At 32.2% G+C, this 23,731-nt stretch carries 24 protein-coding genes and 1 other annotated feature; of the genes, 12 read left to right on the top strand and 12 right to left on the bottom strand.

Annotation, left to right across the window (positions count from 1 at the left end; translation table 11 throughout):
• Nucleotides 1–61: 61 nt before the first annotated feature.
• The 5 genes from CD113_RS11875 to CD113_RS11855 are packed head-to-tail and all read right to left on the bottom strand — an operon-like array spanning nucleotide 62 to nucleotide 7,147.
• A complete protein-coding gene (locus tag CD113_RS11875) occupies nucleotides 62–808 on the bottom strand; it encodes a cyclase family protein (RefSeq protein WP_002464866.1) in 747 nt (248 codons plus the stop codon).
• 22 nt (nucleotides 809–830) lie between these two features.
• Nucleotides 831–3,080, bottom strand: a complete 2,250-nt coding sequence (gene metE, locus CD113_RS11870; RefSeq protein ID WP_095092558.1) for a 5-methyltetrahydropteroyltriglutamate--homocysteine S-methyltransferase — start codon at nucleotides 3,078–3,080, stop codon at nucleotides 831–833.
• Nucleotides 3,077–4,918, bottom strand: a complete 1,842-nt coding sequence (locus CD113_RS11865) for a bifunctional homocysteine S-methyltransferase/methylenetetrahydrofolate reductase (protein ID WP_002464867.1) — start codon at nucleotides 4,916–4,918, stop codon at nucleotides 3,077–3,079. Before CD113_RS11865 ends, metE begins: the two co-directional genes overlap by 4 nt.
• Entirely contained in the window at nucleotides 4,872–6,047 is a 1,176-nt protein-coding gene (gene metC / locus CD113_RS11860) for a cystathionine beta-lyase MetC (RefSeq protein ID WP_002464868.1), read from the bottom strand. Before metC ends, CD113_RS11865 begins: the two co-directional genes overlap by 47 nt.
• Nucleotides 6,044–7,147 (bottom strand): PLP-dependent transferase, encoded by a 1,104-nt coding sequence (locus tag CD113_RS11855; RefSeq protein WP_002464869.1) that lies wholly within the window; start codon nucleotides 7,145–7,147, stop codon nucleotides 6,044–6,046. Before CD113_RS11855 ends, metC begins: the two co-directional genes overlap by 4 nt.
• A gap of 68 nt (nucleotides 7,148–7,215) precedes the next feature.
• Nucleotides 7,216–7,579: a binding site (T-box leader), on the bottom strand.
• 224 nt (nucleotides 7,580–7,803) lie between these two features.
• Here CD113_RS11855 and CD113_RS11845 point away from each other — a divergent pair.
• The 4 genes from CD113_RS11845 to ychF all read left to right on the top strand — a co-directional run bounded on the left by CD113_RS11845 (nucleotide 7,804) and on the right by ychF (nucleotide 11,021).
• The gene (locus tag CD113_RS11845) at nucleotides 7,804–8,652 is read left to right on the top strand and encodes a ParB/RepB/Spo0J family partition protein (protein WP_002464870.1); all 849 of its coding nucleotides are present in this window, start codon (nucleotides 7,804–7,806) and stop codon (nucleotides 8,650–8,652) included.
• A gap of 145 nt (nucleotides 8,653–8,797) precedes the next feature.
• Nucleotides 8,798–9,682, top strand: coding sequence for a mechanosensitive ion channel family protein (locus tag CD113_RS11840; protein ID WP_002464871.1), 885 nt, complete (start codon nucleotides 8,798–8,800; stop codon nucleotides 9,680–9,682).
• A gap of 26 nt (nucleotides 9,683–9,708) precedes the next feature.
• A complete protein-coding gene (locus CD113_RS11835; protein ID WP_002464872.1) occupies nucleotides 9,709–9,912 on the top strand; it encodes a DUF951 domain-containing protein in 204 nt (67 codons plus the stop codon).
• Nucleotides 9,913–9,923: 11 nt separating this feature from the next.
• Nucleotides 9,924–11,021 carry a redox-regulated ATPase YchF gene (ychF, locus tag CD113_RS11830; RefSeq protein WP_002464873.1) on the top strand — a complete coding sequence of 366 codons (1,098 nt, stop codon included), beginning with the start codon at nucleotides 9,924–9,926 and terminating at the stop codon, nucleotides 11,019–11,021.
• Nucleotides 11,022–11,131: 110 nt separating this feature from the next.
• On the opposite strand, the gene CD113_RS11825 is transcribed toward ychF, so the two are convergent.
• Nucleotides 11,132–11,323 (bottom strand): hypothetical protein, encoded by a 192-nt coding sequence (locus CD113_RS11825; RefSeq protein ID WP_002464874.1) that lies wholly within the window; start codon nucleotides 11,321–11,323, stop codon nucleotides 11,132–11,134.
• Nucleotides 11,324–11,559: 236 nt separating this feature from the next.
• On the opposite strand from CD113_RS11825, the gene rpsF reads away from it, so the two are divergent.
• The 5 genes from rpsF to CD113_RS11800 all read left to right on the top strand — a co-directional run bounded on the left by rpsF (nucleotide 11,560) and on the right by CD113_RS11800 (nucleotide 15,042).
• Nucleotides 11,560–11,856: a 30S ribosomal protein S6 gene (gene rpsF / locus CD113_RS11820; RefSeq protein WP_002464875.1), complete on the top strand. Its 297-nt coding sequence runs from the start codon at nucleotides 11,560–11,562 to the stop codon at nucleotides 11,854–11,856.
• 21 nt (nucleotides 11,857–11,877) lie between these two features.
• The gene (gene ssb / locus CD113_RS11815; RefSeq protein ID WP_002464876.1) at nucleotides 11,878–12,381 is read left to right on the top strand and encodes a single-stranded DNA-binding protein; all 504 of its coding nucleotides are present in this window, start codon (nucleotides 11,878–11,880) and stop codon (nucleotides 12,379–12,381) included.
• A gap of 50 nt (nucleotides 12,382–12,431) precedes the next feature.
• Complete coding sequence (gene rpsR / locus CD113_RS11810; RefSeq protein ID WP_002464877.1) at nucleotides 12,432–12,674, top strand: 30S ribosomal protein S18; 243 nt, start codon at nucleotides 12,432–12,434, stop codon at nucleotides 12,672–12,674.
• 505 nt (nucleotides 12,675–13,179) lie between these two features.
• Nucleotides 13,180–13,749: a PepSY domain-containing protein gene (locus CD113_RS11805; RefSeq protein ID WP_002464878.1), complete on the top strand. Its 570-nt coding sequence runs from the start codon at nucleotides 13,180–13,182 to the stop codon at nucleotides 13,747–13,749.
• Nucleotides 13,750–14,199: 450 nt separating this feature from the next.
• Nucleotides 14,200–15,042: an aminoglycoside 6-adenylyltransferase gene (locus CD113_RS11800; protein ID WP_002464879.1), complete on the top strand. Its 843-nt coding sequence runs from the start codon at nucleotides 14,200–14,202 to the stop codon at nucleotides 15,040–15,042.
• Nucleotides 15,043–15,082: 40 nt separating this feature from the next.
• Here CD113_RS11800 and CD113_RS11795 read toward each other — a convergent pair whose 3' ends face one another.
• A complete protein-coding gene (locus CD113_RS11795) occupies nucleotides 15,083–15,340 on the bottom strand; it encodes a helix-turn-helix domain-containing protein (protein WP_002464880.1) in 258 nt (85 codons plus the stop codon).
• A 287-nt stretch (nucleotides 15,341–15,627) separates the two neighbouring features.
• Between CD113_RS11795 and CD113_RS11790 the strand changes: the two genes are divergently transcribed.
• Both CD113_RS11790 and CD113_RS11785 read left to right on the top strand, forming a co-directional pair.
• Entirely contained in the window at nucleotides 15,628–15,879 is a 252-nt protein-coding gene (locus tag CD113_RS11790) for a GlsB/YeaQ/YmgE family stress response membrane protein (protein WP_002464881.1), read from the top strand.
• Between the two features lie 775 nt (nucleotides 15,880–16,654).
• Entirely contained in the window at nucleotides 16,655–17,239 is a 585-nt protein-coding gene (locus CD113_RS11785) for a histidine phosphatase family protein (RefSeq protein WP_002464882.1), read from the top strand.
• A gap of 193 nt (nucleotides 17,240–17,432) precedes the next feature.
• Here CD113_RS11785 and CD113_RS12690 read toward each other — a convergent pair whose 3' ends face one another.
• The 5 genes from CD113_RS12690 to ahpC form a co-directional block, all read right to left on the bottom strand.
• Nucleotides 17,433–17,801 carry a hypothetical protein gene (locus tag CD113_RS12690; RefSeq protein ID WP_002464883.1) on the bottom strand — a complete coding sequence of 123 codons (369 nt, stop codon included), beginning with the start codon at nucleotides 17,799–17,801 and terminating at the stop codon, nucleotides 17,433–17,435.
• Nucleotides 17,802–17,833: 32 nt separating this feature from the next.
• Nucleotides 17,834–18,463: an NDxxF motif lipoprotein gene (locus tag CD113_RS11780; RefSeq protein ID WP_002464884.1), complete on the bottom strand. Its 630-nt coding sequence runs from the start codon at nucleotides 18,461–18,463 to the stop codon at nucleotides 17,834–17,836.
• A gap of 38 nt (nucleotides 18,464–18,501) precedes the next feature.
• Nucleotides 18,502–20,118: a hypothetical protein gene (locus tag CD113_RS11775; protein ID WP_002464885.1), complete on the bottom strand. Its 1,617-nt coding sequence runs from the start codon at nucleotides 20,116–20,118 to the stop codon at nucleotides 18,502–18,504.
• Nucleotides 20,119–20,227: 109 nt separating this feature from the next.
• Nucleotides 20,228–21,751: an alkyl hydroperoxide reductase subunit F gene (ahpF, locus tag CD113_RS11770; protein WP_002464886.1), complete on the bottom strand. Its 1,524-nt coding sequence runs from the start codon at nucleotides 21,749–21,751 to the stop codon at nucleotides 20,228–20,230.
• Between the two features lie 17 nt (nucleotides 21,752–21,768).
• The gene (gene ahpC, locus CD113_RS11765) at nucleotides 21,769–22,338 is read right to left on the bottom strand and encodes an alkyl hydroperoxide reductase subunit C (protein WP_002464887.1); all 570 of its coding nucleotides are present in this window, start codon (nucleotides 22,336–22,338) and stop codon (nucleotides 21,769–21,771) included.
• Nucleotides 22,339–22,780: 442 nt separating this feature from the next.
• On the opposite strand from ahpC, the gene nfsA reads away from it, so the two are divergent.
• Nucleotides 22,781–23,536, top strand: a complete 756-nt coding sequence (gene nfsA, locus CD113_RS11760) for an oxygen-insensitive NADPH nitroreductase (RefSeq protein WP_095092560.1) — start codon at nucleotides 22,781–22,783, stop codon at nucleotides 23,534–23,536.
• Nucleotides 23,537–23,731: the final 195 nt, after the last annotated feature.

The following is a 23,731-nucleotide window of genomic DNA, read 5'->3' as shown; positions in this document are numbered from 1 at the left end:
CAAGCATAAATAAAAGGAGCAAAGTAACGATTCAAAAGTTACTTTGCTCCTTTTGCTATAGTTATGAAGGTCTAATGGCAAATGCACGCACAGGAAATCCGGGTGCATGTTTAGGTTTAGGGCTTATAGCATAAATAATAGCACCACGTGTAGGTAAAAGATCTAAATTTGTTAATAATTCAACTTGATATTTATCTTGTCCAAGAACATAGCGTTCGCCTACTAAATCTCCATTTTTGACAACGTCGATAGAGGCATCAGTATCAAATGTTTCATGTCCGATTGCTTGAATATGACGCTCTTCAAATAAGAATTTTAGTGCGTCTAAGCCCCAACCAGGTGCATGTTGCTGACCTTTAGCATCTTTATTTTCAAATTGTGCAATATCAGGCCAGCGTTTAGACCAATCTGTACGTAGGGCTACAAAGGTATCTGACTCAATGGTACCGTGTTGTTGTTCCCAGGCTTCTAAATCTGCACGGGTTACTACAAAATCATTGTTGATTGCTGCTTGTTGTGAAAAGTCTAAAACGATTAAAGGTAAGACTAACTCTTTTAAATTTAAATCCTCTAAGTAGCGCTTATTTTCTACAAAATGAATAGGTGCATCGATATGTGTACCGTATTGTGTTACGATATTCCATCGTTGAACATAGAAGCCATGATCTTTAACAGTGAATAATGTTGAAACTTCGCCCTTTTCAAAATCACTAAAGCGTGGAATATCAGGATCAAAGGTATGTGTTAAATCTACCCAAGTTGACTGTTTTAAAGTTTGTAATTGTTGCCATAAAGGATATTGTGTCATGCCATCACCCGTTTCTAATTAATTATGCAATATCTTGACCGTCTTTATCTTGACGTTTAGCTTTAACGGCCTCAACTAATACAGTTAATGCTGCTTTTACTTCATCTTCTTGTCTTGTTTTTAAACCACAGTCTGGATTAACCCAGAATAAAGAGCGGTCAATTTGTTGTAGTGAACGATCAATTGCTGTTGTAATTTCTTCTTTAGTAGGAATACGAGGGCTATGGATATCATAAACACCTAGTCCAATTCCTAAATCATAATTGATATCTTCAAAGTCTTTAATTAAATCACCGTGACTTCGTGATGTCTCAATAGAGATAACATCAGCATCTAAATCGTGAATCGCGTGAATAATTTGACCGAATTGAGAATAGCACATATGTGTATGAATTTGAGTTTCATCACGCACAGATGATGTTGCAAGTTTAAATGATAAAACAGCATCTTTGAGATATTGTTCGTGATACTCTGAACGTAAAGGTAAGCCTTCTCGTAATGCTGGTTCATCAACTTGAATAACTTTAATACCCGCTTTTTCAAGTGCGAGTACTTCTTCGTTAATAGCTAATGCAATTTGATCTTGTACAACTTTACGTGGTATATCCACACGTTCGAATGACCAGTTAAGAATCGTTACCGGACCAGTTAACATACCTTTGACAGGCTTATCAGTTAAACTTTGCGCATATACTGTTTCTTTAACTGTTAATGGGGCAGTCCATTTGACATCGCCATAAATGATTGGTGGTTTAACAGCACGTGAACCGTATGATTGCACCCAACCAAATTTAGTTACTAAAAAGCCTTGTAGTTTTTCTCCGAAGAATTCAACCATATCATTACGTTCAAATTCACCATGTACGAGTACATCTAACCCGATATCTTCTTGGATTTTAATCCAGCGTGCAATTTCATTATTTAAAAATGTTTCGTAAGCTTCATCAGAGATGCGTTTGTTTTTCCAATCTGCACGATATTTTCTAACTTCACGACTTTGAGGGAATGATCCAATTGTTGTTGTTGGTAAATCAGGTAGATTCAAACGTTGTTGCTGTTGCTCGATACGTTTTGCAAATGCTGATTGTCTTGAAGTACGAACACTATCAAAATCATAATCAAGATTTTTAAATGATTGATTTTGGAAACGTTCAAAACGTGATTTTAGCTTATCATATTTAGTGCTGTCTTGATTATTAAATAAACGACGTAAGGCATCTAATTCATCTAATTTTTCCGTAGCAAAGCTTAATCCTTCGGCAATGTTAGTATCTAATGTTTCATCATCTAAAGAAACTGGTACGTGCAATAATGAAGATGAAGGCTGAATCACAAGATGGTCTGTATAAGTTAATAACGTTTCGATGAGTGATTTTTTAGCAGCAATATCTGATGCCCACACATTACGACCATCAATAATACCAGCATATAAAGTTTTAGAACGGTCAAAATCACCAGCTTCAATTTGTCTTAAGTTATAGCCGTTATCATGAACGAAGTCTAAACCTAGACCTCCCACAGGTAGAGAACTTAAGAATTTAACATGTGCACGTTCAAAGTAAGTTTGAATCACTAGTTTATTACCTACACCAGCTTCAGCGAAGTAGTCATAAGCTTCTTTAGTGATATTTTCATAACTTTCACTATCATCGTTAACTAATATAGGTTCATCTACTTGAATATATTCAGCACCTGCATCAATTAACGATTGGAACACTTCTTTATACAATGGCAATAATGTTTGTACTTTTTCTTCAAACGTTTGATTACCACCTTTAGATAATTTTACAAAAGTAATAGGTCCTACGATGACAGGATGTGCATTGATATTTAAAGACTGTGCAAATTTAAATCTTTCTAATAGAACATTGCGAACAATTTTAGGTTCAACATTATCCCATTCTGGCACAATATAATGATAGTTTGTGTTAAACCATTTAATTAAAGCACTAGCTACATGATCTTTATTACCACGGGCAATATCGAATAACAAATCGTCGTTGTTGTCTCTTCCTTGAAAACGTTCAGGGATGATATTAAATAATAAAGAAGTATCTAGGATATGATCGTATAAAGAGAAATCACCAACTGGGATACTATCTAAGTTATAGTTTTTTTGAAGTAATAAATTTTCTTTATGTAAATCTGTTAATGTTTGGTCTAATTCTGATTTAGTAATAGTTTGTGCCCAGTAACTTTCGATAGCTTTTTTCCATTCTCTTTTTCTACCTAAACGTGGGAATCCTAAATTTGATGTTGTAATTGTTGTCATAATATTGCCTCCTTATGAGTGGTAATAGATTTTGAATATGCTGCAAGTTCTAATGAATCTTCGACATTTTGGAACGGTGTAATGATATATAAACCATTAAAATATTGATGAACTGTATCAATTAATGCTTTTGATAGAGTTAAACTCAGTTGTCGTGTCTTGGCTTTATCATCTTTCACCGCTTCGAATTGTGCTAAAATGTCATCTGACATTTTAATGCCAGGCACTTCATTGTGTAGGAATAGCGCATTTTTATAACTTGCAATCGGCATAATTCCTATGAAAAATGGTGTATCTAGGTGCTTAGTGGCATGATAAATTTCTATTATTTTTTCTTTACTGTACACTGGTTGTGTAATGAAGTAAGACATTCCACTGTCTACTTTCTTTTCTAATCTTTTTACAGCGCCATCTAATTTACGTACATTAGGGTTAAAGGCGCCAGCGATGTTGAAGTGTGTACATTTCTTCAGCGCATCACCATCTGTGTTAATACCTTGGTTAAAACGTAATGCCAGTTCAGTTAATCCTTTAGAATTAACATCATAGACATTAGTGGCACCAGGTAGGTGACCAACTTTAGAAGGATCACCAGTTATGGCTAAAATTTCGTTAACGCCGATTAACGATAAGCCTAATAAATGAGATTGTAAGCCAATTAAATTGCGATCACGGCATGTAATATGTACTAAAGGTTCAATGTTGTAATATTGTTTAATTAAACTTGCTGCAGCGATATTACTTACTCTTACTGTGGCGAGTGAGTTATCTGCTAAAGTTACAGCATCAATATTGGCTTTATCTAATTTAGCGATATTATCGAAAAATTTAGTCGTGTCTAAATGTTTAGGTGTATCTAATTCGACAATAACTGTTGGTCGTTCCCGTACTTTTGATGTCAAATTTTGTTTAGTATGTGTTGATGATTGGTTAAAATGTATAGACGTAGTAATAGGCACCACTTTTTTACTATTAATTGGTTTAAGGTTAGCAACGGATGATTTAATAAATTTAATGTGTTCTGGCGTTGTACCACAACAACCACCAATTAAGCGAACTCCTTCGTTAACTAATTGTTGCGCTACAGTTCCAAAGTATTGTGCGTTATCGCTATACTTAATTTCACTATTTTCTATATCTAATAAACTAGCATTTGGGTAACAAGATAAGAATGCTTGATCTGGTAATTCAATATGTGTAAATGACTCTTGCATATGATGTGGACCATGATGGCAATTAAGTCCAACAATATTTGCCCCACAATCAACGATTGATTTAAGTGCACTATTGATATCTGTACCATTAACTAAATAATTAGTATTAGAAGCAGTTAATTGAGCAATGATGGGAATTTCATATTTCTGTCTAGTATGTTTGATAACATGCGTCAATTCTTCTAAATCGTAGTAAGTTTCGAACAATAGTGCATCGACACCTTCTTCAACTAACGTATCAATTTGAATTTCACTATGATAAAGAATAGTTTGTAAACTTAAGTCATCTTGTTTAATACCACGAAACCCACCAACTGTACCTAAGATAAATGTGTGATCAGTTGCTGCTTTCTTGGCAATACGCACGGCAGCTTGATGAATTTCTTTCACTTTATGTTCGAGTCCAAAGTTCTTTAATTTTTCAAAATTAGCACCATATGTGTTCGTTTGAATAACATCAGCACCTGCAGCAATATAAGAACGATGGATATGCTCAATTTTGTCTGGGTGAGATAAGTTGTAAGCTTCTGGACAAGTATCAATACCTTCTGAATAAAGGATTGTACCCATTGCGCCGTCAGCTACTAAAATGTTGTCTTTCAATTGTGTGAGAAATTGACTCATTAAATGCCTCCTTTAGTGCATATTTTATATCTGCAATCAGCTCATCTGGATCTTCTAAACCGACACTAAGACGGAATAGACCAAACGTAATACCTCGTTGTTGCCTTACTTCTTCTGGTAGGGCTGCATGAGACATTGTTGCTGGGTGAGATAGTATTGTTTCAACACCACCTAAACTTACTGATACAAGAGGTAATGTTAAAGCATCGACAAATGCTTGAGCTTTTGTTTCATCTTTTAAACGTAGTCCTATGACAGCACCTCCATTGTTAGCTTGTTTCAAGTGAGTCACATTATGTCCTGGGTAATACACTTCTGCTATCTCATCTTGCTTGAGTAGGAAGTCTACGATTTTTCGAGTATTGGCAACAGATTGACTAAATCTGACAGGCAATGTTTTTAAATGTTTAGCTAACATCCAACTATCTTGTGCTGATAAAGCATTACCAGTTCCATTTTGGATTAAATATAATGCGTCACTGATGACTTTATTATTTGTAATGACAGCACCGGCAATTAAGTCGCTATGACCGCTTAAAAATTTAGTAGCGCTATGAATAACGATGTCTGCCCCAAGAGCTAGAGGAGACTGACCAAGTGGTGTCATAAAGGTATTATCAACAGCTACTAGTAAGTTGTGTGCTTTCGCTATAGTTGATACTGCTTCAATGTCTGTTATTTTAAAACAGGGATTTGAAGGTGTTTCTAAATAAATTAATTTAGTATTAGGTTGTATAGCTTGTGTGATTGCTTCAAGGTTGGTTGTATCAACGGTTGTGAATGCTATGTTAAAACGATTTAAAATTTGTTCAGTTAAACGGAATGTTCCACCATAAACATCATCTGGCAAAATAATATGATCACCAGATTTGAAAGTTAAAAGAACGGCAGACACAGCTGCGATACCTGAGGCAAATGCAAAAGCATAGTCGCCATGCTCTAAACGCGCTAATTTTTCTTCAACTAATGTACGATTCGGATTGCCACTGCGAGCATAATCGTAATGAGTTTGGCCACCTAATTGTTGTTGATGGAATGTTGATGAATCATATAAAGGTGGATTAGCAGAATGGTAATCAATTCCTCGACGCCAATCAAATATCACTTCAGTTTCTCTAGATAAAGTCATAGAATCCCTCCAACATATGCATGTTTTAAAGCTTGAATAATATCTCTTTCAATATCTGTGTAATCTTCTATGCCTATGGATAAGCGAATGAGTTGTTCATCAATACCACGTTTATCTTTTTCGCTATCAGGCATATCAACATGAGTTTGTGTATATGGAAATGTAATCAGTGTTTCAGTACCACCAAGACTTTCAGCAAAAATACAAATGTCTAAGCTTTCTAAAAATTTAGCAACGTTATAGTTCTTGTTTAGTCGTAAACTCAGCATACCAGTACGACCGCTATAAAGAACTTGATCAATAGCTTCCAAGTCTTGACATTTGGCAGCTAATTGCTGTGCATTAGATTGACTACGTTCTATACGCAAATGTAACGTTTTAAGTCCGCGTTGCAATAAGTAGCTATCTAATGGCGATAACGTAGCACCAATCATATTATGAAAATCAAATAGTTGTTGTGCTAATTTGTCATCTTTAACTGTGACGACACCAGCGAGTACATCATTATGACCACCAATATATTTTGTAGCAGAATGTAATACAATGTCTGCGCCTTCTTCTAATGGTGTAGATAGATAAGGTGTTAAAAATGTATTATCTATAATGGTTAATAACTGGTGTTTCTGCGCTAATTGGTAATAAGGTTCCACATCTATAGCAATCATTTGTGGGTTAGATATGGGTTCAATAAACAACGCTTTAGTATTAGCTGTAATTTGATTCGTAACTTCTTCATAGTTTAAGAAATCAACGTATTTGAATTGAATGCCATATTGTTGTTCATAGTAGTCAAATAAGCGAAACGTACCACCATATAAATCGAAAGAAACCAGAATTTCATCGTTAGGTTTAAATAAATTACATATTAATTGAATTGCTGCCATACCACTTGATGTTGCAAATGATGCAATTCCTCGTTCTAATTTAGCGAAACTTTCCTCAAATGCACTTCGCGTTGGATTTTTTGTTCTTGTATAATCATATCCAGTTGACTGACCTAGACTTGGATGTTGATAGGCGGTAGATAGATATATAGGATTTGCAATTGCACCAGTGTGATCATGGGTAAGTGCAATTTGAGCTAATTCAGTATCCTTCATAATTAATGCCTCCTAAAAAAATAATAAAAAAAGCTTCCGTCCTTTGAACCCGATAGATTTAATCGGATGCAAAGGACGAAAGCTTAGGTTTCGTGGTACCACCTTTATTTGTTACTTTATCACTAAAATAACCTCATTCAGTACGCCATATACATTAATCGTGACTGAAAGGTAGGCACAATTACATTAATAAACTCATTTAATTTACGTTTAAATGAGTATTAACGATATTATTGTGACGTAAAATTCCAGTACGCCATTTTAACATAAATGTTAATACTGTATCGCTATAACGGGCGAACCCGTAGATACCTCATATTGGTATCAACACTCCAAGGCCATTTTCAAACTTTCTTTCAAAATCTTCTCTCAGCTATTAAAGACTCTCTGTATAAGCAGTGTAAGTTTTACTTTCCTCTTTATTGTGTTTAAGTATCGTTAAGTTGTAATAAGTTATTTATTAGATTACATAGATTAAAATGATTTGTCAACAACTTTTCAGAAAATTTTGATTTAACAGTTAAATTATCATATTAATAAAAACGTTTGGTAGTTAATAAAGACGTATAAGATTTATTAAATAATTTATGTCTAAAGGTTGTCCCATAAAGGTAGAATACATAAAATATAGTTATATAGAAATTTAGAAAAGTGAAGTGAATCGATTGGTAACGAATGATGATCAGCGATTAATAGTGTCGGAAGATGAACAAGTAATTCAAATTAAATTAGAACAAATTAAAGCGAATCCTTATCAACCACGTAAAACGTTTGATGATATACATTTAAATAATTTAGCAGACTCTATTAAACAATATGGCATATTACAGCCTATAGTTGTTAGAAAAACGATACAAGGATATTATATCGTCGTTGGTGAAAGAAGATTTAGAGCATCTAAATTAGCTGGTTTAACAACAATTCCAGCCATTATCAAAGATTTATCAGACGAAGATATGATGGAACTTGCAGTCATTGAAAATTTGCAACGGGAAGATTTAAATGCAATAGAAGAAGCGGAAAGTTATCAAAGACTAATGCGAGAGTTGAATATCACGCAACGAGAAGTAGCTAAAAGATTAAGTAAATCTAGATCATATATAGCAAATATGTTGCGATTATTACATTTGCCACAAAGTATCATGGTAATGGTTAAAAAAGGTGATTTGTCAGGTGCTCATGGTCGAACTTTATTAGCAATTAAAAATCAAAACGATATGGTCAAAATTGCTCGGAGAGTTGCTAAAGAACATTGGAGCGTCCGCCAATTAGAGCAATATATTAATGAAATAAAACAAAATAATAATGAAACAAAAGATGAGAGTAAAGCACAATATCGTAAGCCTAAATTCATTGCGCAACAAGAAAGACAACTAAAGGAACAATATGGAACCAAAGTAGATATATCTACTACAAATAAAGTTGGAAAAATTACGTTTGAATTTAAATCTCAAGAAGAATTCGAAATACTAATCAAACAATTGAATGTTAACTATGGTAAATAAATCATACCTTTATTATAATAGTTCTTTATGTATACATAAGAACTGGGAAAACAATGCACTTTATTGAGCGGAAGTCTGATTTATAGTGAAGTGATTCAAGATAAAATATTAGTAATATAAAGACAACGAAAGGAGATTAATATAAATGAATCAAGTTATGAATATTCTTTCATCATTATTTGAGCCGCTGACAAAAATTGAAACTTATGAAAATGTAGCGACTAAAATTACTATGATTCTTATATATATCATAGTTGCAATTATAGTTATTAAAATTTTAGATAAAATGATTGAACAAGGATTTAGAATACAAAACAAAAGTAGGAAAGGTAATAAAAAACGTTCTAAAACATTAATTGCATTAGTACAAAATGTAGTGAAATATATAGTATGGTTTATTGTAATTACTACTATTCTCAGTAAATTTGGTATAAGTGTTGAAGGTGTTATAGCCAGTGCAGGTGTTGTCGGTTTAGCTGTTGGTTTCGGTGCACAAACAATTGTTAAAGATATTATTACAGGATTTTTTATTATTTTTGAAAGTCAATTTGATGTGGGTGATTATGTTAAAATTAATAATGGCGGTACAACAGTTGCTGAAGGGACTGTTAAATCAATTGGCTTAAGATCTACACGTATTAATACAATCTCTGGGGAATTAACCATATTACCTAATAGCAGTATGGGAGAGATAACCAATTTCTCTATTACTAATGGGACATCAATTGTAGAAATTCCAGTATCAGTGGATGAGAATATAGATAAAGTAGAGAAAAAATTAAATAAATTATTTTTATCATTACGTAGTAAGTATTATTTATTTGTTTCCGATCCAGTCGTGTTAGGTATTGATGCATTCGAAGACACTAGAATTACATTAAGAGTTTCAGCGGAAACAATACCTGGAGAAGGTGCATCGGGAGCTAGAATTATTCGCAAAGAAGCGCAAAAAATGTTTATACAAGAAGGTATAAAAACACCACAGCCACTATATGCAGCATATAATAACATTGAAAATGATAATAACTAGTTTATAATACATGGAGGTCATATTTAATGACGTCAAAATATGGAATAAATGATATAGTAGAAATGAAAAAGCAACATGCTTGTGGAACAAATCGCTTTAAGATAATTCGAATGGGTGCTGATATACGAATTAAGTGCGAAAATTGTCAAAGAAGTATAATGATTCCACGTCAGGCATTTGATAAAAAATTGAAAAAAATTGTAGTATCTCATAATGATACAAATAGATAGGAGAATGAGTCATGGCTTTAACAGCAGGAATCGTTGGTTTGCCTAACGTTGGTAAATCAACATTATTTAATGCAATTACTAAAGCGGGTGCTTTAGCTGCAAACTATCCATTCGCAACAATTGATCCAAACGTTGGAATCGTAGAGGTACCAGATACACGTTTGTTGAAATTAGAAGAAATGGTACAACCTAAAAAAACGATACCTACTACATTCGAGTTTACAGATATTGCTGGTATTGTTAAAGGTGCATCTAAAGGTGAAGGACTAGGAAATAAATTCCTATCTCATATAAGAGAAGTAGATGCTATATGTCAGGTTGTTCGTGCATTTGACGATGATAATGTCACACATGTTTCTGGAAGAGTTGATCCAATTGATGATATAGAAGTTATTAATATGGAGCTTGTGTTAGCAGATTTAGAATCAGTTGAAAAACGATTGCCACGTATTCAAAAAATGGCACGTCAAAAAGACAAAACAGCTGAAATGGAAGTTCGTATTTTAACTAAAATTAAAGAGGCTCTAGAAAACGGCAAACCTGTTAGAAGTTTAGAGTTTAATGATGAAGACCAAAAATGGGTTAACCAAGCACAATTACTTACATCTAAAAAAATGTTATACATCGCTAATGTTGGTGAAGATGAAATTGGTGATGAAGATAATGATAAAGTAAAAGCAATTCGTGAATACGCAGCTAAAGAAGAGTCAGAAGTGATTGTTATTAGTGCGAAAATTGAAGAAGAAATTGCTATGTTAGATGATGAAGATAAAGAAATGTTCTTAGAAGATTTAGGAATCGAAGAACCAGGATTAGATAGATTGATAAGAACAACATATGAATTGTTAGGCTTATCAACGTATTTCACTGCTGGAGTACAAGAAGTACGTGCTTGGACGTTTAAACAAGGTATGACAGCACCACAATGCGCTGGTATCATTCATACTGACTTTGAACGTGGATTTATTAGAGCAGAAGTAACAAGTTATGACGACTATGTACAATATGGTGGAGAAAATGGTGCTAAAGAAGCGGGTAGACAACGCTTAGAAGGTAAGGACTATATTATGCAAGATGGTGACATTGTTCACTTTAGATTTAATGTATAATAATTGAAACATTTTGAGGGGTGAACTTTAGAGTTCGCCTCTTTTTTCATGTCATTGTAATCTTGTCAATCACATTTGGTTATAACTAGTTATGTTTGGATAGGTTTAACTTAAAAGAAAGGTATGATATGACTTGCTTTTATAATATCTTGAGTACTAAAGAATTGTTTACCTTCACCGGTATAGGCTGGTTGTAAAATTAAGTTAGCTTTAGCAGAGTAGAGCCATTCAGGATTGATACCACTATTTAAAATATCTTGAAATTCTTGAAAGTCTTTATCCCAGTCTAAATTTAATTTCATTAGAAACACCTCATCACAATTATAGAACATGTGTTCGCATTTGTAAAGTGAATATATAATTTAACTTAGCAATATATAAGTCATTATAGATGCAATAATAATACATAGTTAATTCAATTTTTATTGTAAAAAGTAATAGCTCATGATATAATTCTAAATTGTGAGTAATGAAAATTATTCCTTGCTTATCTATTTTCTGATAAGCCGTATAGACCACAAGGAGGTGCAAATATAAAATGAGAACATATGAAATTATGTACATCGTACGCCCAAACATTGAAGAAGATGCTAGAAAAGCGTTAGTTGAACGTTTTAACGGTATCTTAGCTTCAGAAGGATCAGAAGTTTTAGAAGAAAAAGACTGGGGTAAACGTCGCCTAGCTTATGAAATCAATGACTTCAGTGATGGATTCTACAATATCGTACGTATTAAAAGTGATAATAACAAAGCTACTGACGAATTCCAACGTTTAGCTAAAATCAATGATGATATCATTCGTTATATGGTTATTCGTGAAGACCAAGATAAGTAATAATTAGATGGGGGCGTTTAAATGTTAAATAGAGTTGTATTAGTAGGTCGTTTAACGAAAGATCCGGAATACAGAACCACTCCCTCAGGTGTGAGTGTAGCGACATTCACTCTTGCAGTCAATCGTACTTTTACGAATGCACAAGGTGAACGTGAAGCTGATTTCATTAACTGTGTTGTTTTTAGAAGACAAGCAGAAAATGTTAATAACTATCTATCAAAAGGTAGCTTAGCTGGTGTAGATGGTCGCTTACAATCTCGTAATTATGAAAATCAAGAAGGTCGTCGTGTGTTTGTTACTGAAGTTGTGTGTGATAGTGTTCAATTCCTTGAACCGAAGAACGCTCAACATAATAGTGGCCAACGTCAACAAAATGAATTCCAAGACTACGGTCAAGGATTTGTTGGTCAACAATCAGGACAAAACAATTCGAACAATAGTGTATCTAACACTAAACAATCAGATAATCCATTTGCGAATGCTAATGGACCTATCGATATTAGTGATGATGACTTACCATTCTAATTAAAATAATCGAAAACACATAAAATAATATTCAAAGGAGGTAGTTAACTATGGCAGGTGGACCAAGAAGAGGCGGACGTCGTCGTAAAAAAGTATGCTATTTCACAGCAAATGGTATTACACATATCGACTATAAAGACACTGAATTATTGAAACGTTTTATCTCAGAACGCGGTAAAATTTTACCACGTCGTGTAACTGGCACTTCAGCTAAATATCAACGTATGTTGACTATAGCTATTAAACGTGCTCGTCATATGGCTTTATTACCATATGTAAAAGAAGAACAATAAGATATTGTTTAACTTTAAACCCCGTAAGCTCAAGGCTTATGGGGTTATTTTTGTATTTTGGAATCTCAAGTGAATTATAAATATCAGTATTTATCCCACCACGACAAGACTGACTAAGTTTGTAAAATGTTGTTTTATATGCGTCAAATAGTCCAGATAATTAGTATCAAGCACATAATAATAAATATATGACGATTTTGGTCAATACTCACTATTCGTCTAAGTAGTTTGAAGTCTTTGTAATTACAGAATAGGAAATAAAAATTGAATAATAGAGAATATAGATTAACTGTAATATTAAATAACCGAATCATTTTACAAACCATAATATGTAATTCGTTTTTATATTTTTATAGAACAATGTTTGCTTTTGTATTTAATGTTTACCGTGTATTAATTTTAACTGTTATAAATATGAATAAAAATAATTATAACGGGTATTTAATGATGTATAAGCAAGAAGCTTAAAGTAAGAGTTTCAAAATATAGAAGAGAGAGTGATACTATGAAATTTAAATCATTAGCAGTATTATCTATGGGAGCATTAGTTTTAGCTGCATGTGGCAATGACGCTACTAAAGAAGATACTAAATCATCAGATTCTAGTAATAGTAATTCAAATACTACTAAACAAGTTATTGCTTTAAATGATATCCAAACAAGTCCTAAAGATGCTGTAAAAAAAGCGCAAGACACATATAAAGGTCAAGAATTGAAAGAAATTGCCTTTGAAAAAACAAATGGTGATTGGACATATAAAATTGCACAACAAAAAACTGGTGAAGAATCTGAAGTGATTATTGCAGATAAAGATAAAAAAATTGTAAATAAAAGCACTGAAAAAGAAGATTCTATAGATAAAAGTGATAATTTCAAATATAGCGATGCTATTGACTATAAAAAAGCAATTAAAAAAGGACAAAAAGAATTTGATGGTGACATCAAAGAATGGTCATTGGATAAAGATGATGGCAAACTTGTCTACAACATGGATTTGAAAAAAGGTAAAACTAAACATGAGATTACTATTGATGCTAAATCTGGTAAAGTTCTAAAAAATGAAGAAGATAACTAAAATACAAAATCACCCTAAATAAATTGGGGTGATTTTTTGTATGCTGTGTTAAAAGTACTGGTTTTCTATTTTTTACTAATTAATTAAATGGACATTAAAGTTAATAAAATATCAGTCTAATTTGTTAGAGAGCCAAAATACTATAAATATAGATATTTTTAATTAAGCATAATATTAAAGGAAACACCAATATATGTAATGCGAAAAATATTATAACTCATATAATGTTAAATACATGCTTAATATTTACAATAGAATGCTTACAATTCAATGAAGTCCGCATTTTTATATGGGACATAAAATGTTAATTCATTTCATATATTATGGTTTGTACAGCATTACCTTTTAAGATGTATGGAAGTTTTATTTTACACGAATAATGAAAAAGGTTGCGTTGATTTCATCATTAGTATAAGATGAAAGATATTATTTTGGGTAGGGGTGGCAATAATGTCAAATGATAGTGATATATATGATTTAATATTGACTGTAGCTAAAAACAATATACATATTAAAGGTGTTTATTTAAATGGTTCAAGAGCTAATCCTTTTGTTTGGGATGATGAACATCAAGATTTTGATATCGTCTTTGTAGTAGATAATGTTGAAAAGATGATTACCCAAAAGCAATGGATAAATGAATTTGGAACGATACTCATTAAACAAATACCTAAAGAAGAACTACTTTATCCTGTTGACAAGGAGATGCCATACTCAGTAAATTTATTATTATCTAATTTTAAGAGACTTGATTTAACAGTGATTGATATAACAAAAATAGATTGTTATTTAGAAGAAAACCAATTTGCTGTTTTGCTATTCGATAAAGGGTATCATTTACCTACGATAGATGAACCAACAGATCAACATTGTTGGGTAAAAGTACCGAGTCAACAATTATTTGACGAATGTTTAGATGAATTTTATTTAATGGCATTAAACGTGCTAAAGGGGCTTTGGCGTAAACATTTAATCTATGCAATGGATTACTTTGATATTTGCCGTAAAATGGTATTACTCATGTGGTCTTGGGATAAAAGTGATAAATATAACTTTGAAGTAAACATGGGGAAGCATCTCAAATATTTACATAACTACTTAGATATAAATGAACAAGCGGTATTAAGGACCTTTTATCCTAAATTTAAGGAACAAGAAATTCTGCAAGCGTTAATAACTATGGTTGAATACTTTGATGAATTATCAAAACAAGTCAGCAACAAACTAGAGTTCATATATAAAGAACAAATAGTTCGGACCATAAAAATGCATATCAAAACTTTAATATATTAAGACAAAGAAAGGCCCCTTCACTTGATGTGAGGGGGTTAAGTTACATTCTAATATCAACATCTTCTAAATGTTGTTGGTATTCTTTAACTTTACTTTCTAAAAACATTTCGTATGGTGCATCGAAAAACTCTGCTAAGTGCATTGCATCTTTGAATTTAGGTTCGTGATAATGATTTTCCCATTCCCAAATGTGATGTGCTTCGTAATGTGTGCCATATTTAGCATTAAGTTGTTGTGCTAATTCTTCGATTTCTAAATTGTGTTTTGTTCTTAAATTATATAATATGTGTAAATTCATTTTTACCTCACTCCTAATTGTTAGTAGCTTGGGTACTATTAATATGTATACATTCTAGTCCTACATACTGAAATAATCAAGTCTATTATGTATTAATAATAGAATAATCAACAAAATAGAAATTATGTCTAGCTATTTAATATTCAACTAGTAAATAAAAAAATTATTTCACATAAGAAATTGTCAAAATTAAAGAAAAAAATAATTTGAATTTGTTTCAATGTTATCAAGTTCGGGTACTATTAAGCATAACAAAAATTTACACTTAAAAAAGGAGATTATAAATTATGTTCGGATTTATAGGAATGTTAATTGTCGGCGGTATTATCGGTTGGATAGCTGGCGGTATTATGGGTAAAGATATCCCAGGTGGTATCTTAGGTAATATTATCGCAGGTATTGTTGGTTCATGGATCGGTGGAAAATTCTTTGGACAATGGGGTCCGGAATTAGGTAGTATTTACATCTTCCCAGCATTAATTGGTTCAATTGTGTTAATTGCAATCGTATTAATCTTCTTAAGATTATTACGTAAATAATTTGATATAAAAAAAGATGGCAGTTAATTGTGACTGTCATCTTTTTTTATGCCATTATTGCTTGAGTAACATTAGCAAAGGTATAACGTTTGATTAGTGTATAACTTAATGGTGGTTGATCTTTATCAATGCGTTTTTATTCAATTCATTAAGTATTTCTAAAATTTTATATTCGGGTGTTGTCGTATCAAAAGCGTGTTTAAATAATTAGCCTTTATCAGATTGAACGATAGCAACTATTTCATCATCAAACATGTTATAATCTATTAATTCCATCAAATTTCTCCCTGTAATATTAAAATTCAATTATTGATCAAGTGTCAGTGTATTTGTCCAAGTCAGCTATACTATTTATGATTTATACTCAAATTATAAATAACTAACAGTTAATGATTATAGAATTGCTATAACAATGTTGGGTCTCGATTCCTTAGGCGCCGTGGCTCCAAAATAATTTTCATTTTAAAGTATTTACTTTTTAGTTATCAGTCTTAAAAAATAGAGAACAATAAAAAAGGATGACGCAGGGAAACGTCATCCAGGAGTATTATGTTCATGAATATAAAAGACTGTGTAGCTGTTTCTCAACTACAACTTTATCTTACCATTTAATTAATACAAACACAAGAACAATTCATTTTTTATAAATTAGACTATCAAAATACAAATTGATTTTTGAAATTAAACTTAATTATAAATATGATATAAAAAGATAATCTAGTAAAATTATTAATATAATTAACAAATAATAAACAATATAACGAGGTAATTTGAAATGACAGTATATTTAGTAAGACATGGAGAATCACAATCTAACTATGACAATAAACATTTCCGTGCATATTATTGCGGACAACTCGATGTACCTTTGACAGATAAAGGTAAAGCAAGTGCAGCTGCATTAGAAAATTATTTTAAAAAGTTAAATATCAAACATATTTATGTGTCTGATTTACACCGTACGAGACAGACGTATGAACATATTTTTCCTAATACAGATATTGCCACAACAATAACGGATCAATTAAGAGAACGATCACTTGGCCAGTTTGAAGGGAAATATAAAGATGACATTAGTATGCAACAAGAATATGACAAATATTTCAATGATCCAATGTTTAAGGATTTTAGACATAGTTTTACTCAAAAAGCTCCAGGTGGAGAAAGTTATCAAGATGTATTAAATCGAGTTAAAGTATTTATGGAAAATGAAGGCAATGATAAAGCGCAACAAGGGGATATAGTCATTATTGCACATCAGGTTGTGATTCGTTGTTTCATGCATTATTTGGGTCAAGTATCTAAAGACGAAGCTGTTGATTTAAACATTGAAAATTGTAAACCATATGTTATAGCATAAAACAAGCGCTCGCTACCTAGGCACCGAGCGCTTGTTTTGATAGTTTATATGAGCCTGGGACAAAAACATTTTACGTTTAACATTAAACATTTGTTAGTAACTGTCTGATTTTTAAAATGTTGATCAATCAACAATTTTAAATACATAGTCAGTCTTATCGTGGTAGGATTACGACATGAATTTTATAGAAAATTTATGTCTGCCTACTCCCATTCACAGATAAAGTTACAATAGCACTTATAAGTAATATTAAGGCTGTAATAAAACAAACAATAGCTAATGGAAATACTGGGAAGAATAGCATGAGTACACTTAAAGCCCCCCATAACAGCATAGCTAATAATTGTATAATAGCTGATATAATTCTAGGAATTATATGGTTGAAGGCAGCTAGAATTAAGCATGGCAATGCTAATATAATCATGTAACCAATGGATAATAACAATTCTTCAGGTTTATCAAAACTTACAGTGTTCGGCCCAGTAGGATATTTAGCGCTAAATAAAAGACAAACGACTGATGAGATAATAGCTAAAGTGACGAGTGATAGTCTTAGTTTCATGACATCATAACCTCCACACGTAAATTGATATTTTATTTATTAATAGCGTCTGTTGGTATATTTTTAGATTTTAAGAAATCTTTAATTTTATCTTGTTGACTTTTATTAACATCGCCTGCATAGTTCGTAGGCACGTCCACAATATTAATAGAATTTTGTGGTTGATAACTTAATTTTTCGATAGTTTCATCTACATTAGAGATAGCACTATTTAAAGCTTTGAAATAATTGATGATGCGTTGTGTATTTTTGTCATAACTTTTAGGAATATGATTATCTGCTACAAAGTTTTTAAAGTGTAAATCATTTTTGACTGTTAGATTAGATAATTCGCTAAGTCTATCAGCTTGTTTGTCAGTTACTTTTGTTTGACTATCACTTTGTTTATCTAACTCATGCTGCATATAATATTTATTATCCAAAATATCATTATTAACAGCTAAATATTTAGTTAATGCTTCTTTCATTTCCTTTTCGCTAATATCTGCATTCTTCTTATTCGAAGTAAAAATATCACTTTCTGTTATTTTTTTAACATGTTTTGGTACTTGAGATGCCGTTGTATGATGTTGCTTATCATCTTGATTTGAATCTTTATTAGCACAACCGGTTAAAATGAGGGCAGATGCTAAGAAAGTACTAAATAGTAATCTAGTCTTCATTATTGATAGGAACTCCTTTATAGTTGCAATAAAAAGCGTCATTTTAATTGATATTTACTATGACCTTGTAGAGCCCACACTCGTAAGTGGTTCCATGCTTGTTTAGCTTTTTTATTGAATAATTTTTCATTAGTGATTGGCTTCATTATACCATTTTCCACAAATTCATTCATAAATTCTAAAATAAGATCTGGATGGGGTAGTGTGCGTATAAGCATTAAAATTTGATCTACCCAATTTCCTTTTTCAATATCATCTGTAGTGACCAATTGTGAACGTAAATAAAATATAAATTCTTTAATCGCTGTATCAGCTTTATAAAAGTGATATCTATCATAATTTATAAGTTCATCAACTGTTTGAGGAATATAGTAATGCCCACCAATTTCTTCAACTTCTTCATCATTATCAAATAGGTCGTACATGAGAGGGTGTAATACGAATTGACGGATTTGAACATATAGACCTATAGGATCGAGTATATCTAAGTTGAACTGTAAATCTTGTTCACTAAATGAAGCATCATAAAATTGACGCATGAGAGAAAGTAAATGCGCTTTAGTTACTAGGCCATACAAATTAACGGCGCCTAATATAATTCTTAATGGTAAGATATCTTCTTTATCAATTAGACCACTTTCTATTTCAATGATAAGCTCATTAATGAGTTGTCGTCGTGCTTGATCACCTTGACCGAATAGATAGTCTTCCCCGTCGAACTCATCTAACGCCTCTAAGTCACCATCAAAATTATCTTCAATATATTCAGTGATATGTTGAAGGTCTTTAAGCATATCATCATCAGTTAATTTATCATTAAACTGATTAAGAAATTCTTTAGGGCCTCCTTGTTTATCAATAAAATCAATCACGTGCTGTCTTGTATCTTGTGGTAAAACCAATGCGTCAAATCGATAATCATAAAAATATATGAAATAGTCCATTAAGAAGTCATCTATATCTAGTAAGTTCATTTCTTCAGTAAGTCGTAGACTATTATCTATGAAATAGTTTTTATCATTGTCTAAAATATTAAATAGCATAACAAGTTCTGCTAATGATGAACCTACGAACATTTGATTTAATATTGATGAATCTTCAAAAAAGGCTTTACAAATTAAATCGATAAGTGAATCTTTGTTTTTATTAGAAAATCCTTTAATTTCGTATGTTCTACATATATCTTTTAATTCAGGTACTGTCTTATTTTCTAGTGCATCATGTAAACTTACATCATTCAAATTTTGATGTTGTTGAACGCGGTCTACATTGAAAAAGATGTAATGTCTTTCTTCAGTAGTCAAATCTCTAAGTTCATAATTATGTTCATCAAATAGAACGGAATTTAAAAAGTATAAAAATAAATAGTTTATACCAAATTCATCATCGGATAGCTGATAGATAAAACCTAAATGGTCAGTTATTTTCAATTCTGTCACTAAATCTTTATCAATAATTACAGCAGGGTCACCTTTAGCAATAATGTCTTCTAATAATTGTAGTTCTTTATTAGTGATTTTGTTAGCTAATCTTTTGATATTTTCAGGTTTTAGGCTTTCATGGATAATTTGTACTTCATGAGCTTTTGATGATAAGTTTAAAAATTTACGGATATTATTTATTTTGTAGTTAGGTATTAAATTGATATCAAGCATTTTTAAGCTCCTTAATTTACGACATTATATGTAACATTTTAAGCATAACATGAAACCAATTAAATATAAAAACAGAGCCCAAATTATCGGACTCTGTTTAAAAAATATATTAATTTCTAATGATGTAGTCGAATGCATTTAATCCAGCATTAGCACCTGCACCCATTGAAATAATAATTTGTTTATTTTTCTGATCTGTAACATCACCAGCTGCAAAAATACCTGGTACATTTGTAGCATTATCACGATCTATAATGACTTCGCCACGAGGACTTAATTCTACAATATCATTAAGCCAAGCAGTATTTGGTACTAAACCAATTTGTACAAAGATACCATCTAATTCAATCACTTGTGTGTCGCCAGTCTTAACATCTTCATAGCTTAAGGCAGTAACGTGATCTTCACCAATGACTTCTTTAGAACGTGCATTAGTAATGATATCTACATTAGATAGTGAACGTAAACGATCTTGTAACACATTATCAGCTTTTAATTCATCTGAGTACTCAAGTAAAGTAACATGTTTAACAATACCTGCAAGGTCAATCGCTGCTTCTACACCTGAGTTACCACCACCTACAACGGCAACATCTTTATTTTCAAATAAAGGACCATCACAGTGAGGGCAGAATGCTACACCTTTGTTCATTAATTTGTCTTCACCAGGAATATTAAGTTTACGCCAACTTGCACCTGTTGAGATAATGACAGTTTTACTTTCTAGTACAGCGTCATTTTCTAAAGTAACAAGAATTGCTTTATCAGTCTTTTCGATGTTAGTTGCACGAATTCCAGTCATTGTATCGATGTCATATTGATCAATATGAGCTGCTAAATTAGAAGAAAATTCAGAACCAGTTGTTTCTTTAACTGTGATGAAGTTTTCTATACCTGCAGTATCATTCACTTGGCCACCGATACGATCAGCTACAATACCAGTGCGTAAACCTTTACGAGCAGTGTAAATTGCAGCACTACCACTTGCTGGTCCACCACCAATAATTAATACATCGTAAGGATCTTTGTTAGCAAATTCAGAAGCGTCTGCTGTACTACCTAATTTAGATAAAATATCTTGAATTGTCATACGACCATTTCCAAATTCTTGACCATCTAAAAAGACAGCAGGAACAGCCATGATATTTTCAGATTCTTCACGGAATACAGCGCCATCAATCATTGTATGAGTGATATTAGGATTAATAACACTCATTAAGTTTAGTGCTTGTACAACATCTGGACATTTTTGACAAGTTAAACTAATGAAAGTTTCGAAATGGAAAGGACCTTCTAAACCTTTGATTTGATCAATAATTGATTGTTTTTCTTTAGGTGCGCGTCCACTTACTTGTAAAATTGCTAAAACAAGTGAATTAAATTCATGACCTAAAGGAATACCAGCAAATGTTACACCAGTGTCTTCGCCAGGTTTGTTAACTTGGAAACTTGGTGTACGTTTTAAAGATTTTTCAGAAAGTGATAGTCGTGGAGACATATCAGTAATTTCTTCGAGTAACTCTTTTAACTCTTTTGATTTATCATCTGAACCAAGGCTGGCAACGAATTCTACGTCGCCTTCCATAAGTTCTAAAAGTTGTTTAAGTTGTTGTTTTAAATCAGCATTCAGCATGTTGTTATAATGCCTCCTTAAATTTTACCTACTAAATCTAAACCTGGTTGTAAAGTTTCAGAACCTTCTTCCCATTTTGCTGGGCAAACTTCACCTGGATGTTGACGTACATATTGAGCCGCTTTAATTTTGTGAACTAATGTACTAGCGTCACGGCCAATTCCGTCAGCATTGATTTCAGCAGCTTGTACTACGCCATCTGGATCAACGATGAAAGTACCACGTTGAGCTAATCCAAGTGCTTCATCTAATACATCAAAGTTACGAGTGATTGTTTGTGATGGGTCACCAATCATTGTGTATTGAATTTTGCTAATAGCGTCTGAATGATCATGCCAAGCTTTGTGTACGAAATGTGTATCAGTTGAAACTGAGAATACATTTACACCTAATTCTTGTAATTGTGCATATTGATTTTGTAAATCTTCTAATTCAGTTGGACAAACGAATGAGAAGTCAGCTGGATAGAAGCATACAACGCTCCATGAACCTTTTAAGTCTGCATCAGAAACTTCTTTAAACTCATCGTTTTTTGGATCATACGCTTGTGCTGTGAATGGTAAGATTTCTTTATTAATTAATGACATAAATATATTCCTCCTAAAATTTAAATAGTCATTAGAATTATTTGACTCATCTTATTTATAATAATTCTAATCTCTTATTTAGCATTATTACATTTTGATAAGGAATAGTCAACTGGATAACATTGAGATAAAAAGTAGGTAATACTTCTGGGTGTATTGTTTTCTATGATAGTAAAATGACGAAATTAAGCAGTTATAACGATATTGTTGGTATAACGGTAATGGGAAATTGTAATGACGTTAAGTTACAATAAAATAATTTTTTGTATTCTCAACTAATATCATCTTATTGATAATATGGTGTAACAATAAACGTTGTAGTTTATGCAAGATAACTAATACTGAAATATACAGAGATACTGAGTAAGTCATTTTATTTTTATAGTTATTGTGAAGGGGTGTAAAATAAAAAATATGAATAGAGAGAAGAGGAGTGTCGTTAGTGTCTGATTATGTTTATAATTTAGTAAAAAAACACCATTCTGTAAGAAAATTTAAAGATAAAGTTTTGAGCGAAGATACAGTGAGAAAGCTTGTAGAAGCAGGGCAAAGTGCTTCAACATCCAGTTTTTTACAAGCGTATTCAATTATAGGTGTAGATGATGTCAAAATTAAAGAAAATTTGAAAGAAGTTTCAGGACAGCCCTATGTAGTAGAAAATGGTTATTTATTTGTCTTTGTTATTGATTATTATAGACATCGACTTATAGATGACAATGCTGAAACAAACATGGAAACAGCTTATGGTTCAACTGAAGGTTTATTGGTAGGTGCGATTGATGCTGCTTTAGTAGCAGAAAATATTGCTGTTACTGCTGAAGATATGGGGTATGGCATTGTCTTTTTAGGTTCATTAAGAAATGATGTGGAACGTGTGCGTGAAATATTAAATTTACCAGATTATGTTTTCCCACTGTTTGGTATGGCTGTTGGAGAACCGGCTGATGACGAAAATGGTTCTGCTAAACCACGTTTACCTTTCGAACATGTCTTTCATCATAATCAGTATAATGATGATAAAGAACAACAAAGAGAACAAATTAAACAATATGATCAAACGATAAGTGGCTATTATGACAAACGAACAAATGGTCAGCGTCAAGAAACTTGGTCACAACAAATAGAAACATTCTTAGGGAACAAGGCGCGCTTAGATATGTTAGATCAATTAAGAAAAGCCGGATTGATTCAACGATAAATTTAGAAGCAAAAAAGAGCCTGGGACATAAATCCCAAAAATAATAGCACAAAGATGATTTTATTGTTAAATCGTCTTTGTGCTTCTTTATGTTCAATACTCCGTATTGTAGTTTCGCGTTCCTAGGGTGCTGTCTCAGCCTGTAGTCTTCGACTAGCACTGCTCCCTCAGGAGTCTCCACTACAATACTTCGTT

The sequence above is a fragment of the Staphylococcus simiae genome, assembly GCF_002902085.1.
Lineage (GTDB): Bacteria > Bacillota > Bacilli > Staphylococcales > Staphylococcaceae > Staphylococcus > Staphylococcus simiae.
The sequence above is the reverse complement of the archived record's forward strand: the minus strand, read 5'-3'. Positions and strand labels throughout refer to the sequence as shown.